Raw genomic sequence first — 16,441 nt, 5'->3', positions numbered from 1 at the left:
CAATTTTTTTAAATTTTATTGAGCACTTAATTTTGTTTTCATTCAAAAAACTCCTAAAAATTGGTCTATTTTTATCACTTTTCGGCCTTGTAGCCCTAGTTATTACGTACTTTTCTCTTAGAAGTGATTTACCCAGCGTTGAGTCTTTAAAAAACCTACAATGGCAAACACCAATGAAAATATATAGTGCTGATGGCAAACTAATGAATCAGTTTGGTGAGAAAAAAAGGATCCCTTTAACGCTTGATGAAATGCCAAAACAACTCATCAATGCCATTTTAGCCACAGAAGATGATCGCTTTTATTTACATTTTGGTGTTGATCCAATAGGTATGACCCGAGCTGTAATTGGTCAACTTATTGGTCAAAATAAAGGAGGCGCAAGTACAATCACCATGCAAGTGGCGCGTAACTTCTTTTTAACCCGAGAACAAACCTATATCCGTAAAATCCGTGAAATATTCACCGCATTTCATATCGAGTACCTATTAACCAAAGATGAAATTTTAGCGTTATATATGAATAAAATACCTTTGGGTCATCGTTCTTTTGGTTTCGGGGCAGCAGCACAAGTGTATTATAATAAAGACGTTAAAGACTTAACGCTCGCACAAATAGCTGTTTTGGCAGGTCTCCCTAAAGCACCTTCCACTTTAAATCCTATTAGTAGACCAGATAGAGCTTTATCTAGACGTGCCGTTGTTTTACAACGTATGTTAGTGACTAATTACATCACTAGAGATGAATTTGAACAAGCGATCAATGCACCAATCACGGCAGAAAAGCATGGTGCTATTATTGAATTAAATGCGCCTTACGCCGCAGAAATGGCGCATCAAGAAATGATTGACCGATATGGTAAGGAACAGGCCTATACTGGCGGTTATAAAGTTTTCACTACGGTAACTTCAAAGTTGCAAAAATCCGCGGAGCATGCGGTGATTTCAAATTTGCTTAATTACGATTTACGTCATGGCTATAGAGGCGCTATTAAGTCTCTTCGTCCTCAAGCAAATAGAAATGATGATATTAAAATAGCAGAAATTGATCCTTTAAACGTGAATGAAATTAATGCAGCGTTAACAGCCATAGAAAGCTATCCTCCTCTTATTCCTGCTGTTGTTACTAAAGTTCTTGAGCAATCAATAGAAGTAACACTTGTGAATAATCAAACAATTATTATCGATTGGCAGGGCTTATCATGGGCACGAGAATATATAAATGACGATAAACAAGGGCCTGCACCTAAACTTGCTAACGAAATTGTTCAATATGCTGATGTCGTGTATATCAGAGAAAATAATGAAGAATTCGCGTTAAGTCAGTTTCCTTCTGCAAGCTCTGCTTTAGTTTCCTTATCACCAGATAATGGCGCAATAAAAGCGGTAGTAGGTGGTTTCAACTATAAACAATCACAATTTAATCGTGTTACACAGGCTAAACGCCAAGTAGGCTCTAATATTAAGCCATTTGTTTATTCTGCTGCATTGGACAATGGTTTTACACTTGCTTCATTAGTTAATGATGCCCCGATAAATCAATCTAATGATATTACGGGGGTAGTTTGGCGCCCAAAAAATTCTCCGCCAGTTTACTCAGGAGAGATCAGAGTAAAAAGAGCGTTAGCTGAATCTAAAAACGTGGTTGCAGTCAGACTATTTCGAGAAGTAGGTTTGAATAAAATCATTCCTCACTTAGCTTCCTTTGGCTTTGCTCCTGACGAGTTACCACGAGACGAGTCACTATCGCTAGGCTCTGCTTCTTTAACCCCATTAGAAGTTGCTACTGGGTTTGCAACATTTGCCAATAACGGTTTTTTAATTGAACCATATATTATCGAACGCATTGAAGATTCTTTTGGCAATATTGTTTATCAAGCTAACCCTGCTATTGCGTGCGATGATTGCAGTCAATTTGAAAATAATACGCAATTAGCGGCTGAATTAGACCCAAGTTCCGAATCATTTGCAAATACTGAGACGTTACAACAACAAACAATTACTAAAGAGCATCCATTGGTAAAAGCAGAGCGTGTTATTTCGCCACAAAATGCTTTTTTAATTACTCAGGCATTAAATGAAGCCATATGGGGTGCGGATTGGTCTTTAAATCCAGGTTGGCAAGGCACAGGCTTTAGAGGGCGCAAACTAAACAGACGAGACATTGCTGGCAAAACAGGTACAACCAACGAAGCTAAAGATGCATGGTTCTCAGGTTTTAGTCGCAGAATTGTCACAACTTCTTGGATTGGCTTTGATGATCCTTCTCGTAATCTTGGCAGTTCCTCGTATAACAATAACCTTGATAAAAACCAAATTACCGGTAAAGAGTTTGGCGCTAAATCAGCCCAACCTGCTTGGATCTCATTTATGCAGACCGCATTAGAAGATTTACCAGTTGAACCTTTTATGCAACCCGAAGGGATAGTGTCTGTACGTATAGATAAACAAACCGGTAAATTAACTCAACGTACCGATAAAAGCAGTATCTTCGAATATTTTAAAGTCGGTAGTGCGCCAACTGAATATGTGACCAAAGATAACAGTCATGATATTTTTGACAATAAAGTAGAATCTGAAGAAATTTTCTAACTAATTGGTCAAGTTTTATTTGATGAAAACTTCTTTCGTTTCGAATGTATTTATCCCTAAAAAAGCGGAATATGTAAAATATATTCCGCTTTTTTGTGTATATTCCTACATTTTTGAATAAATACTCTTATTTCCCTCTCACTCCATTTTTTCTAGCCTGCCTTAATGCCTTATTAATAATGTGCAGATAACCTCATTAAATTTTCGCTATAAATGTAACTTATAATGAAAACTTTCACATCGAAACAAATTTTTCTTTCGTTTTAATTAAAAATCACCTAAAATTGCGCCCTCAACATTACCTTGAACTTAAAAATTCACAATATCGTCATACTTTAGGAGCTTATTTGTTATGACTGCTTTGCCAAAAACTATCGATTTATCTCAATACGGCATTAATAATGCGACCGAGGTTGTTTACAACCCGTCTTATGATTTGTTGTTTGCTGAAGAAACTAAATCTGATCTTGAGGGCTATGAAAAAGGCGTAGTCACTGAGCTTGGAGCAGTCAATGTTGATACTGGTATTTTTACTGGCCGCTCTCCTAAAGACAAATACATCGTGCGTGACGATACTTCACGAGACACTGTGTGGTGGTCTGATCAAGGTAAAAATGATAATAAACCAATGACTCAAGAAACGTGGGATCATTTAAAATCATTAGTAACAACACAACTTTCAGATCAACGTTTATTCGTAGTTGATACTTATTGTGGCGCCAATGAAGATACTCGTTTGAAAGTACGTTTTATTACCCAAGTTGCATGGCAAGCACACTTTGTTAAAAACATGTTTATTCGCCCTTCGGATGAAGAGCTGAAAGATTACGAACCAGATTTCGTGGTAATGAATGGTGCTAAAACCACCAATGACAAATGGCAAGAACAAGGCTTGAACTCAGAAAACTTTGTTGCTTTCAATTTAACAGAAAAAATTCAATTAATCGGTGGTACCTGGTACGGCGGCGAAATGAAAAAAGGTATGTTCTCAATGATGAACTACCTATTACCTTTAAAAGGTATTGCGTCTATGCACTGTAGTGCCAACGTAGGTAAAGCAGGTGATGTGGCAATATTTTTTGGCTTATCAGGTACAGGTAAAACAACGCTTTCTACTGATCCAAAACGTGAATTAATTGGTGATGATGAGCACGGTTGGGATGACAATGGCGTATTTAACTTTGAAGGTGGTTGTTATGCTAAAACCATCAATTTAAGCAAAGAAAATGAACCTGACATTTACAATGCGATTCGTCGTGATGCCTTATTAGAAAATGTCACTGTTGATGCCAACGGTAAAGTTGATTTCGATGATAATTCAAAAACTGAAAACACCCGTGTTTCTTACCCAATTCATCATATCGATAACATTGTTAAACCAGTTTCTCGCGCAGGTCATGCTAAAAAGGTTATTTTCTTAACCGCTGATGCTTTTGGTGTGTTACCACCGGTTTCAAAGTTGACGCCGGCACAAACTGAATATTACTTTTTATCAGGATTTACTGCTAAATTAGCAGGAACCGAACGTGGTATTACTGAGCCAACGCCAACATTTTCAAGTTGTTTTGGTGCGGCCTTCTTAAGTTTACACCCTACCCAATATGCTGAAGTTTTACGTAAACGAATGCAAGCGGTTGGCGCTGAAGCTTATTTAGTAAATACTGGCTGGAATGGCACAGGCAAACGTATTTCAATTAAAGATACTCGCGCCATCATTGACTCTATCTTAGATGGTTCAATCGATAGTGCTGATACTCGTACGTTACCGCTGTTCAATCTGAATGTACCTACGGCATTACCGGGTGTGAATACCGATATTCTTGATCCACGTGATACTTATGCAAATGCCGCAGAATGGCAATCAAAAGCACAAGATTTAGCCACCCGTTTTGTTAATAACTTTGAAAAGTTCACTGACACCGACAACGGTAAAGCGCTAGTAAAGGCTGGTCCTGAACTTTAACCATCCATCAAGTTAAAAATAAAAAGCCCTAATAAATAATATTATTAGGGCTTTTTTAGCTGCAAACTTTAGCTTGACTGTTGGTTCTTATGAACACGAATAAAATGAATTACCGACTATAAAGCATCAGCCGCGAATAATATTACGCAATATTTTTGCTATAAATTTTCGATTTACGCTGAAAGTTATACATTTGTTTTTTACCTTCAGGAAGTTTTTCAATAGGCTGCTCTGTGAACCCTTGTTCTAAAAACCAATGTCCACTCACCGTAGTTAAGACAAAAACAGAATCAAACCCTTGTTTCTTGGCATTTTCTTCCACTGCCGCCATTAATCGTTCTCCACGATTACCTTTTCGATAATCAGGATGAATAACCACACAAGCGATTTCTCCTGTATTTGCTTCGGTATAAGGATACAATGCAATACAAGCGATGATAACATCTTCTTTCTTAAGTACGGTAAAACGGTCAATTTCTACTTCAAGTAATTCTCTCGATCGCTTTACTAAGACCCCCTCTTCTTCAAGAGGCTGAATGAGCTCTAAAATACCAGCAACATCATCGATTGTAGCCGTTGATAATTCTTCTTTATGATCTTTTGCAATTAAGGTTCCGGCACCATCTCGTGTAAATAATTCTTGTAATAACGCGGTATCACTTTGATAACTGACACAATGACAACGTTCAACACCATTTTCACCACATTGAATAATAGAACGCAGCAGCAATTGACGCACATGACAATCTTTATCATCCAGTAAGGTTTTAACGGTACGAACACTACAACTGCGGATCAGTTTACCTGATTGATCAATTAGGCCTTCATCATCGGTTAAAGCAATTAACTTATCAGCTTTAAGCGCAATTGCTGTTTGCGTAGCAACATCTTCTAAAGCCAAATTAAACACTTCACCTGTTGGCGAATATCCAATTGGCGAAAGAAGTACGATTGAGCCGTAGTCGAGCTGCATATTAATGCCATCAGAATCAATTCTACGTACCGAGCCTGTATACTTATAATCAATACCTTCACGAACGCCCATAGGCTTAGCAATAACAAAATTACCGGTACTAACCCTAATTTGTGAGCCGTGCATAGGAGAATTAACCAAACCAGTACTTAATAATGCTTCAATATGTAGGCGCAATGAACCTGTAGCATCTTTTACCGCTACAAGTGTTTCAGCGTCTGTCACTCGAACATTATTTTCAATATTACGTTCAATGCCGCGTTGCTTAATACTGTTTTCAATTTGTGGTCTAGCACCATGCACAACCACAAGTTTCACCCCTAAACTTCTTAATAATGAAATATCATGAATAATGTTAGCAAAATTAGGGTGAGACACTGCCTCACCTCCGAACATCAACACCACAGTTTTACCGCGATGTGCATTAATATAGGGAGCAGCGTTTCTAAACCATTTTACGTAATTTTGATCGCTATTATTCATATCATCCATTCGTTAACATCTACTTTTTATTACTTACTTTGACCAACAATATATTGCATTGCGACTTCGTCAGCAGGGTCTTTATGAGGGCTAGGTTCACTGTCTTCGATGATATTGTCAGCCAGTGTCGATTTATCTATGGTAGTAAAGCCTAATTGACTGAAATACTGTGGAATATAAGTCAGTACAATAATTTGCTCTAATTCCATTTGATGAGCAAATTCCAATAAATATTGCACTAATGCTTCACCTTGCCCTTGTTTCTGGGCACTTTCAGCCACAACAACGGAACGAATTTCTGCCAATCCTGTTTGATAAATATATAACGAGGCACAACCAACCACATTGCCATCTAATTCAGCCACCACGAAATTTTGGATATCGTGAATGATGTTGTCACGTGAACGCGGTAATATTTCACCTTTGTCCGCCCAAAAGTTAACTTGTTGATAAATTTTATCAACATCTGACATTCTTGCACGACGCACCGACATTGCCGCCGCTTTTTGTGCATTTAAACGTTGTTTTACTTGCTTTAATGCAACTTCAGTTCGTTGCTTACCTGGAGCACCAACCACTTGCTCGTTGAGTATTTCTTCATTGCCAGTCGCTAATGCTTTTTCAACTTGTGAACGCGAGGTACCACCAAGTGCTTCACGCTTATCTAGGGTAGATTCAATCGATAAATGTTGATAAACATCTTGCTCAATTTTTTCCGAGTATTCCTGCAATTGAGTAATGGTTAGATCTTCAAGCGGCACACCTTTATCAATTGCGGCAAGCACTACCTCACCCACTATATGGTGCGCTTCTCGAAATGGAATATCTTTACCGACTAAGTAATCAGCAAGTTCAGTCGCATTAGCGTAGCCTTGCTGCGCAGCGGCAAGCGTACGTGAACGATTGACTTTCAATCCGTCAGCTACAAGCACTGCCATTTCCATGCACTCTTGCCAAGTATCCATTGCATCAAAAAGGCCTTCTTTGTCTTCTTGCATATCTTTGTTATACGCAAGCGCCAGCGCTTTCATTGTTGTTAACATACCGGTTAACGAGCCAAAAACTCGACCCGCTTTACCACGAATTAATTCACAGGCATCAGGGTTTTTCTTTTGCGGCATTAATGATGAACCAGAGCTAACAAGATCGCTCATCTCAACAAAACCGGCTTCGCCAGAGTTGTAGAAAATCAGATCTTCTGCAAAACGTGATAAATGCATCATTGAAATACTCGCAGATGCTAATAATTCAATGACGTGATCTCTATCTGAAACAGCGTCTAAACTATTCATCGTTGCGGTTCTAAACCCTAAACGATTGGCGAGTGCGTTACGATCGATTGGATAAGCGGTTCCTGCAAGGGCGCCAGAGCCAAGCGGTGACACATCTAACCGATAAAGTGCATCTTTTAAACGCCCAATATCACGGTTAAACATTTCAACATAGGCTAAACACCAATGACCAAAAGTAACAGGTTGCGCACGTTGTAAATGGGTATAACCCGGTAACACTGTGTCTTTTTCACGTTCAGCAAGATTCATCATTGATTGCTGTAAATTCACTAAGGCAAACAATAAATCTCCACCCGTTTCTTTACACCACAATTTTAAATCAGTTGCCACTTGGTCATTACGGCTACGGCCGGTATGAAGCTTTTTACCTAAATCACCCGTTTTCTCGATTAACTGAATTTCAACCCAGCTATGAATATCTTCTGCATCAGATGCCAAGATTTGTTTAGGGTTTTCTTCAACCGATGCTTTTAATTCTTCTAATGCTGCCGTTAAACGTGTTAACTCGTCATCATTGATTACGCCAACTTCATGAATGGCCTGTGCCCATGCAATTGAACCAACAATGTCTTGTACCGCCATACGATAGTCAACAGGAAGCGAGTCATTAAACTTTTTAAATTGTAAACTCGCTTTTTCTTTAAATCTTCCGCCCCATAATGCCATGGTAATTTATCCTTTACTTCTGATCTGATTGAGAGAGTGCTGTAATTCTGCTTGATAAGCTGAATAAGCGGATAAAGCCTTCTGCATGTTTTTGGTCATAAACATCATCAGCACCAAACGTAGCAAATTCTTCTGAATACAATGAATTAGGAGAACGACGTTGGGTAACTTGTGCCATACCTTTATAAAGTTTAACTACCACATCACCCGTTAATTTTTCTGCAAGTGATGCTGCACCAGCCAGTTGAGATTTCGCTAAAGGCGTAAACCAACGACCGTCATAAATCACATGAGAAAACTCAAGGCCAATTGATTCACGATATTTTAATGACTCTTTATCTAAAATTAAGGTTTCTAAACCTTTGTATGCCGCCATTAAGATAGTACCGCCTGGTGTTTCATAACAACCTCTAGACTTCATACCAACTAAACGGTTTTCCACGATATCGATACGGCCAACACCATGAGCGGCACCTTTTGCATTTAAGTACATTAGAGCTTCATGAGCAGGTGAGCCTGTGTCTTTAAAGTCTTTTCCATCAACAGCAACTAACTCACCTTCGACAAAGCTAAGTTGTACGCGCTCGGCTTCATCAGGTGCGTCCATTGGATCAACCGTCATGGTCCACACTTCTTTTGAAGGCTCACACCAAGGATCTTCTAATTCACCACCTTCGTGCGAAATGTGCCATGTATTAGCATCACGGCTGTAAATTTTCGTTAATGACGCTGAACATGGAATATCACGCTCTGCTAAGTAATCTAATAAGTCTTCACGAGAAACCATGTCCCATTCACGCCATGGCGCAATAACGGTTAACTGTGGAGCAAGCGCGGCAAAACAAGACTCAAAACGCACTTGATCATTCCCTTTACCAGTACAACCATGACATACAGCATCAGCACCAACTTTAAGTGCAACTTCAACATGAGCCTTAGCAATAACAGGACGTGCCATTGAAGTACCTAACAAATATTGCCCTTCATAAACCGCACCGGTTTTCAAAATAGGGTAAATGTAGTCTTTTACATATTCTTCTTTAAGATCAACTACATGACATTCTGAAGCACCCGAAGCAATCGCTTTTTCCTGAATACCGACTAATTCTTCTTCGCCTTGACCAACATCAGCACAAAAAGCGACAACCTCACAACCTTCATAGTTTTCTTTTAACCATGGAATGATCGCTGAAGTATCTAAACCGCCTGAATATGCTAATACTACTTTTTTGATTTTTTTCTTTGCTGCTAAAGCCATTTCAATCTACCTATAAATTTTAAATTTGTTTAAAAAACCCGATTTTCAGGTTTTATGTTAATTATGACTATTTCTTTTATTTGCTGACACCGCTAAATAACGACGTTAACACAGCACATTGTGCCCACATTCTATTTTCTGCTTCTTGGAAAACAACTGACTTTTCTTCATCATCAAATAGTGCGGTGGTAATTTCTTCCTCTAAATGCGCCGGCTGGCAATGCATAACGACACTTGCCTTAGCTTTTTCCATTAAGGCATGATTCACCTGATAAGGCGCAAACACCTTTAATATTGTCGCTTTCTTACTTGGGTCTTCATCACCCATTGATACCCAAGTATCAGTATAGATAGCGTCTTGTTGACCAAGCTGATTAATATCAGTGGTAAACGTAAACTGTGCGCCACTTTCTTGTGCAAAAGCTTGTGTTTTATCTAGCATTTCTTGTGAAGGTCCATAACCCTCTGGGCAAACAAGTGTAAAATCAACGCCCACTAATGCCGCCATCAACATTAAAGAATTAGAAACATTATTCCCGTCTCCAATATAAGCAAGTTTGACCTTGGTTAAATCGTCGATATTATCTTTAGCAAAAATTTCCGCTAAAGTAACAAAGTCGGCAAGTGACTGACACGGGTGATATAAATCACATAACGCGTTTACTACCGGCACACTAGCGTGTTGTGCTAGTCCTTCAATAGCACTGTTTTCAAAAACCCGAGCAACAATGGCATCAGCGTAACAAGAAAGGTTTTTAGCGTAATCACTTACTCTTTCACGTTCACCTAACTTACCGTTTTGTTGACCTAAATAAAGCGCATGGCCACCAAGTTTTGCTATACCCATGTCAAAGCTTACATGCGTTCTCAAAGAAGGCTTTTCAAAAATCATAGCCACAGATTTCCCTGCTAATACTTGATTAAAGTTAGCGGGATTTTTTTTAATTTCAATCGCAAGTGAGATTAACGCTAATATTTGTGATTTGCTTAATTGATCATCCGCTAAAAAATTAGCCAATGCTGGAGTATTATCTGTCATTTTATTGTCCTGTTTCGAATTCGTATCTTTCAATAATTTACGCTAACTAGTTTGTTTCTTTATGTTTAAAGCTACTTAGCAACTTGGTTGAATGCGGGTGCCGATATTCTCACCATTAAGCAAATGAATAATTTGCTCGGGAGATTGCCAACTGGCCACCGCGATACTTCGTCGTAACTGGTTCGCCGCATGTAAAGCGGCATTTACTTTGGCGGTCATACCGCCAGCAATCACACCTTGATCAATCAAAGCCGATGCTTGTTCATTATTTAAAGAAGCAATGTATTCTCCGCTACCATCTTTTACGCCATTAACGTCGGTTAACAGTAGCAATTCGGCATTAAGTAATTTACAAATAGCAACCGCCGCGTCATCGGCATTAACATTGACAAGTTCACCACTATTTAACGAACCAATAGAAGAAATAATGGGCAAAAATTTCGCATTGATTAAGCTATCCAGTAATTTGCTGCATTGCGCACTTGGCTCACCAACCATGCCTAAATCTTTTTCACTTAATGTGCATGACACCATATTACCATCTGATAATGACAACCCAACGGCATGTATATTTAAGCTAGCTGCGGCAGCGACGATTGATTTATTAACACTCCCCGCTAATGCGCCAGAAATGATTTGCATTTGCTCTGGTGGCGTTACCCGTAAACCGTGTTTTTTTTCCGTGGTAAAACCCGCTTGGCTTAGCATTTCATCAACAACACAGCCACCACCATGCACAAGCACAACAGCTTGATTTTGTAATGAGGCGATAACCTTTAATAACGATTGCAAAGCTGAAGCTTTCTCTAAAATAGCGCCGCCAATTTTGATCACTAATGGCTTGTTGTTTTGCTTACTTGACTGTGCCATTAGCTAATGCCTTTATTTTGTGTGGCCAGTAAACTATATTCACTCGGCAAACCAAGTGAGATGTTGGCACATTGCACGGCTTGAGAGGCCGCACCTTTTAATAAATTATCAATCGCACAACTAACCACTACCACCTGCTTTTCTTCATCCACTTGCCAATGAATATCAGCAAAAGGTGTGTTAGCAACATTATCAATTTTTGGCCAAGCACCAGTTAACCGCACTAAAGGTTGATTTTGATACGCTTGCTCAAAGGCTTGATCGACCTGCTCTTTAGTAACAGATGGTTTGATTTGAAGGGTTACGGTTGCCATTAAGCCTCTTTTATAAGGAGCAAGGTGTGGATTAAATATCACCTGAGCATTTGCTTCTTGGCTGATTTCTGGCTGATGTCTGTGTTGTAAAATATTATAAGGCGTTAAACTGACCTCATAAAAACTGGTGGCTAACGACGCTTTTCTACCTGCACCACTAACGCCACTAATGCCATTAACCACGATCAGTGAGTTTTCAAGGTGTAAATGATTTGCCGTTAATGGCTTCAGTGATAATAAACTCGCGGTTGGATAACAACCAGGTACAGCCACTAGCTGAGTAGCCGCAATATTTTCGCTTTCCCATTCAGCTAAACCGTACTTTGCTTGTGATAAAGCCGTTAGGTGTTTATGTTCAAAACCATAAAACGTCGGGTAATCTTGACTATTTTTCAAGCGGAAGCCGCCAGATAAATCAAATACTTTAATACCTGCATCAACAAAGCTTTGTGCCCAATCGGCACTGAATTCGTGTGGCGTCGCAAAAAATACCGCATCGATGTTATTAATCGCTGAATCAAACCAAGTTTGTGAGAAACAAACCAATGGTAAATCACACACTCCAAGGTAACGAGGATGCAATTGCGAAAATGTCATATCAGCAGAGCTACTGTTTTCAGAAACAACTAAATATTCAAGCGAAATTTTATCGTGCGCTGACAATAAACCAATAAGCTCAGCACCTACATATCCACTTGCTCCAATAACCGCGACTTTCATATAACCTCTATTTGCAATTTTATTCAGCTAATTGTTCTATATTCAATCAACTAAAATGATAATTTTTAATGTTAAATTTTTTCTATGTGAAATGAATAACCAAGATAAAAGTTATTATTTATTAAACCTAATAACTGAGTCTATATAACAGTTATGTTCTAATTTATTCGATAATAAATAATGGATTAAACATTTTTCCATAGCGTTATCAAATTAGGTTATCTACACTAGAATGAGAATTTAACACCTAATGGGTAGTTATGCAACAAATTAGCATAACTACCTACTGATTTTATTTTTTATGAATGTGAATCCTTATGCGTCAATTACCAAACTTTTCAGAATCATTAAAACAACTCATTGCAAGTCCTTCAATCAGCTCAACACAAGCCAGTTGGGATCAAGGAAATTTAGACATTATTCAATTACTTGCAACCTGGTTTGAACAAATTGGATTTGCGGTCGATATTCAAAAAGTGCCTGAGACACGCAATAAATATAATTTATTAGCTAAGTTAGGAAGCGGCGAAGGTGGGCTCTTATTAGCAGGCCATAGTGATACCGTACCTTTTGATGAAAATAGGTGGCAATCAGACCCGTTAAAAGTAGTGGATAAAGATGATAAATTTTACGGCTTAGGGACATGTGACATGAAAGGGTTCTTTGCTTTTATTTTGCAAGCATGTAAGAAATTGAACGCGACGCAATTAAAAAAACCTTTGTATATTCTTGCCACCGCCGATGAAGAAACAACCATGGCGGGTGCCCGTTTTTTCGCGCAACAACAATTAATGAAGCCAGATGTCGCCATTATTGGAGAGCCAACTAACTTAGTACCGGTTGTGATGCATAAAGGGCACATGTCACACCGCATAACTATTCAGGGGCAATCTGGCCATTCCAGTAAACCTAGTTTAGGGGTTAACGCTATTGAAATAATGTATTTAGTTATTGGGGAACTGATCGCATTAAAAGAAAAACTCATCAATAACTACAATAACCAAGCTTTTGATGTTACCGCGCCAACACTGAATTTAGGCGCGATTAAAGGCGGTGATAATGCAAATAGAATATGTGGTCACTGTGAACTTGATCTAGATATGCGCTCACTACCAGGCATGACCGATGCTGAATTAATTAACTTACTTGCTGACGCTTTAAAACCATTAGCTGAAAAATACCCCAACCGAATCTCTTTTAATGAATTACATCCAAGCTCGCCGAGTTTTGAACAAAAGCAACCAAGCGATTTTGTCAGTTTGGCGGAAGAAATTAGTGGTCATCAATGTTGCGCTGTAAACTATGCAACAGAAGCACCTTATATTCAGCAATTAGGTTGTCAAACGATTGTCCTTGGACCGGGCTCGATAAATCAAGCCCATCAACCAAATGAATTTTTAGCCTACTCTGAAATAGATAAGACCAACTTGATACTTGCAGAAATGATCAACAAATATTGTCTTTAACGTGAGTGCAAATATCTATTAAGCAAGCGAGTGTTCATAATATTTCACTACGTTACGTCCTGCCGATTTTGCGTTATATAAGGCATTATCGGCAAGATTAATTGAAACCTCTATATCTTGAAACTCTTTCACTTCGCATAACCCAAAACTAGCGGTTAAGTTAATAGAACCTTTTTCTGTCTCAATAGATAAGTTTTCAATTTGTTCACGCATCCTATCTACCACAGAGAACCCATTTGTTTTATCTGTTTGAGTTAACAAAGCGACAAATTCTTCACCACCATAACGCGCTAAAATATCACCACTCCGTAACGACTTATTTAAAGTTTCAGCAAATTTTTTGAGCACTTTGTCACCCACTTTATGACCATAGTTATCATTCACTTTTTTAAAAAAATCGATATCACACATCATGATACACAAAGGCTCTTGATGTCGTTCTGCCACGCTAAGAATTCGCTTTGATTCAGAGAAAAAAAATCGACGATTATAAAGTTCAGTTAAAGGATCAGTCGTCGCTTCAATTTCAAGCGCTTTATGAGCATCCAACATATAACTTGAAAATAAGAAAATCGTTAAGCCTGCTAAATAAGCTGGAGCAAAAATGAATAGCGTTACCATGAATTGTGTTGAAAAGTCATGACTTATAATTCCAGTGAAACTGGCTAAATTAGCGAGAAGTAATATAGTATTTAATAAAATAACGAGTGCCATACCTTTATCACCAACATTACTTCCTTGCGTTCTCTTTAATAGTGCATAGACACACAGAAGCGAATTAACAACGCTGTAAAAATAGGCAACTTGCACACTAGATTCAATGACCAATCTATCGGTAATTACATAAATCACCGCAAAGCTACAAACAAATGAAAGGGGTATTTTACTTTGGCAACGCCATAAAATACCTATTGTTAAACACAATCCAGTTAAGGCAAAAAAAACATCACTAAAAAAATCGAGTAATAGAGTAGAGGATCGGATATTGGCAGACATCACGACAAAAAAGATCACAGTACAAAAATAAAACGCACGAAATGCTAAACGAGCGGGTTTATCGCCTTCTTTATCTTTAAAAAGAAGCGACGCGATAAACATGACAATTGAAACAATAATTACCGATAAAGCTATTTCAAACTGAGAGCCCATATAGATTCATCCTATTATCTACCAGCTGTTACAGCTTATGCTTTCTAATCATTATTGTCTATTAATTAGACAAATAAAGATGTTGTCGTGTTAACTACAAATACATAAACCGACATCAATTAAGTATTTTTATTCCATAACTTTTGATGGTTTTTTAAAGAAAAATATTCACCGGCGTGCCAACACCTAGGCAATAAATCAAGATTTTTACGTTCTTGATAATTCGATGAAAGTAACTCTAATATTTCATTTAATCGTTCTTTACTGAGACTCGCGAAACCTTGCGCTGTTTCAGTATTATATAAATTCATTTCTAAAGGGATCACTATATCTAAACCATGCCCGAGAAAAGTTAAATTTCTTGTTGCCGTTCGACAAGCGGGGTATTCAGGGTTGTCTGGATATAAACTATTTACAATTGCGTATTCATAATGATCACCTAATTTTCCATCTGAAAGTTTCGGGATATAAGTAATACCAAAACCTTGCGGATAATCTCCGGTAATTGCGCGCAATGCATCAACTGCCGTTTTGCTACAACTACCATTTTCAGCATTTGCATTTAAGGCTTGATAAACCTTAGGTAACAATTTGTAATTATAACTCGGTTTTGTCGAGAGAATGATAGACGTATATATTTGAGGTACTTTCAGTAGATTACCAATTCCTTGCTTGGGAGCTATCGCACTTTTTAATAAATTTTTTATAAAAATTAATTTTTTATGCTCTGTAACATTAAACTTATCTCTATCTGCTTTCGAGTTACCTATATAAATAGGAGCACCAATACCTTCAGCCAAAAAGCGAATCGTTTCACGGTAATTGATTTGCAGCAAAGCTTTGCGATCATCAACTGGCAAGGTTCGATGAGGATCAAGTGTGCCATCTTCTCCTTTAACAATACGCTGCGCATCTTGATGAAAATGACCAATATCTTGCAGTAAAGCCGCCATTAATACCGGCACTTTTACCTGTTCTACAAATAGTTGATAAGTTTCATTATTTTCATTTTGCCAATGCTCAAATTGAGCTAAATCTTCTTCATTGAGATAGGTCTTTAATTGCGCATCATTGACTATATTTTCTTTATCAAGACACAATTTATCGAGTAATCGTAAACATAAAATAGCTTTATATAACGGCTTATTACATTCATTCACCTCAGCAATTTTTTTTCCTTCAGTTGGACTTAATAATTGAATGGTACCTAAGAATTGAGCCGACTTTTTATTACTCTCTGCTAAGCTGCTTCCTTCACTTAAGTTGATAATCTCGTGACAAATAGTTGAAAGAAACTTATGACGTTCATTACTTTCCTCTTTAAGCTCTTGCTTAAAATCACGGTAATCACGTTCTATCTTTTCAATTTCACGCTTAACTTTATCATCATCTTTTTGCGTATTTAGCTCGGCAATTCGTTGTTTAAATTTATCGAGTTTATTTTCATTAAACGGCTGACTTTCAAAAAAACTAATGGAACGCTCAAGTAAAGAATCTTTTAATATACTTCGGCCATATATTTTATTCAGTAGCACCTTTACTTGCGCGGTAAATCGCGTATCACTATAAGCTTTATTCGACATAGTTTTTTATTACAGTAAGTTACCTAACATAAAACAGATAACCTTCATGCTAGTTAATATTGCTATAAGTCACA

At 37.9% G+C, this 16,441-nt stretch carries 11 protein-coding genes; 3 read left to right on the top strand and 8 right to left on the bottom strand.

From position 1 onward, the window contains the following. Positions 1 to 173: 173 nt before the first annotated feature. Both Q4493_RS04615 and pckA read left to right on the top strand, forming a co-directional pair. Positions 174 to 2,591, top strand: coding sequence for a penicillin-binding protein 1A (locus tag Q4493_RS04615; protein ID WP_368506778.1), 2,418 nt, complete (start codon positions 174 to 176; stop codon positions 2,589 to 2,591). A gap of 361 nt (positions 2,592 to 2,952) precedes the next feature. Further along, positions 2,953 to 4,554 (top strand): phosphoenolpyruvate carboxykinase (ATP), encoded by a 1,602-nt coding sequence (gene pckA / locus Q4493_RS04610; RefSeq protein WP_303449988.1) that lies wholly within the window; start codon positions 2,953 to 2,955, stop codon positions 4,552 to 4,554. Between the two features lie 142 nt (positions 4,555 to 4,696). On the opposite strand, the gene argA is transcribed toward pckA, so the two are convergent. The 6 genes from argA to argC form a co-directional block, all read right to left on the bottom strand. Continuing rightward, complete coding sequence (gene argA, locus Q4493_RS04605; protein WP_303449986.1) at positions 4,697 to 6,010, bottom strand: amino-acid N-acetyltransferase; 1,314 nt, start codon at positions 6,008 to 6,010, stop codon at positions 4,697 to 4,699. A gap of 29 nt (positions 6,011 to 6,039) precedes the next feature. Next, entirely contained in the window at positions 6,040 to 7,968 is a 1,929-nt protein-coding gene (gene argH, locus Q4493_RS04600; protein ID WP_303449732.1) for an argininosuccinate lyase, read from the bottom strand. Between the two features lie 13 nt (positions 7,969 to 7,981). Beyond that, positions 7,982 to 9,226, bottom strand: coding sequence for an argininosuccinate synthase (locus tag Q4493_RS04595; protein WP_303449731.1), 1,245 nt, complete (start codon positions 9,224 to 9,226; stop codon positions 7,982 to 7,984). A gap of 76 nt (positions 9,227 to 9,302) precedes the next feature. Beyond that, entirely contained in the window at positions 9,303 to 10,244 is a 942-nt protein-coding gene (locus Q4493_RS04590; RefSeq protein ID WP_303449983.1) for an ornithine carbamoyltransferase, read from the bottom strand. A 96-nt stretch (positions 10,245 to 10,340) separates the two neighbouring features. Next, entirely contained in the window at positions 10,341 to 11,135 is a 795-nt protein-coding gene (gene argB / locus Q4493_RS04585; RefSeq protein ID WP_303449729.1) for an acetylglutamate kinase, read from the bottom strand. Next, positions 11,135 to 12,169 (bottom strand): N-acetyl-gamma-glutamyl-phosphate reductase, encoded by a 1,035-nt coding sequence (gene argC / locus Q4493_RS04580; RefSeq protein ID WP_303449727.1) that lies wholly within the window; start codon positions 12,167 to 12,169, stop codon positions 11,135 to 11,137. Before argC ends, argB begins: the two co-directional genes overlap by 1 nt. Positions 12,170 to 12,486: 317 nt before the next feature. Between argC and argE the strand changes: the two genes are divergently transcribed. Continuing rightward, entirely contained in the window at positions 12,487 to 13,635 is a 1,149-nt protein-coding gene (gene argE / locus Q4493_RS04575; RefSeq protein ID WP_303449726.1) for an acetylornithine deacetylase, read from the top strand. An 18-nt stretch (positions 13,636 to 13,653) separates the two neighbouring features. Here the strand turns inward: argE and Q4493_RS04570 are convergent, their stop codons facing one another. Both Q4493_RS04570 and Q4493_RS04565 read right to left on the bottom strand, forming a co-directional pair. Beyond that, entirely contained in the window at positions 13,654 to 14,784 is a 1,131-nt protein-coding gene (locus Q4493_RS04570) for a GGDEF domain-containing protein (RefSeq protein WP_303449724.1), read from the bottom strand. A 119-nt stretch (positions 14,785 to 14,903) separates the two neighbouring features. Then, positions 14,904 to 16,367, bottom strand: coding sequence for a hypothetical protein (locus tag Q4493_RS04565; RefSeq protein ID WP_303449722.1), 1,464 nt, complete (start codon positions 16,365 to 16,367; stop codon positions 14,904 to 14,906). Between the last annotated feature and the right edge of the window lie 74 nt (positions 16,368 to 16,441).

Source organism: Colwellia sp. 1_MG-2023, from assembly GCF_030546755.1.
Taxonomy (GTDB): Bacteria; Pseudomonadota; Gammaproteobacteria; order Enterobacterales; family Alteromonadaceae; genus Thalassotalea_H.
The sequence above is the reverse complement of the archived record's forward strand: the minus strand, read 5'-3'. Positions and strand labels throughout refer to the sequence as shown.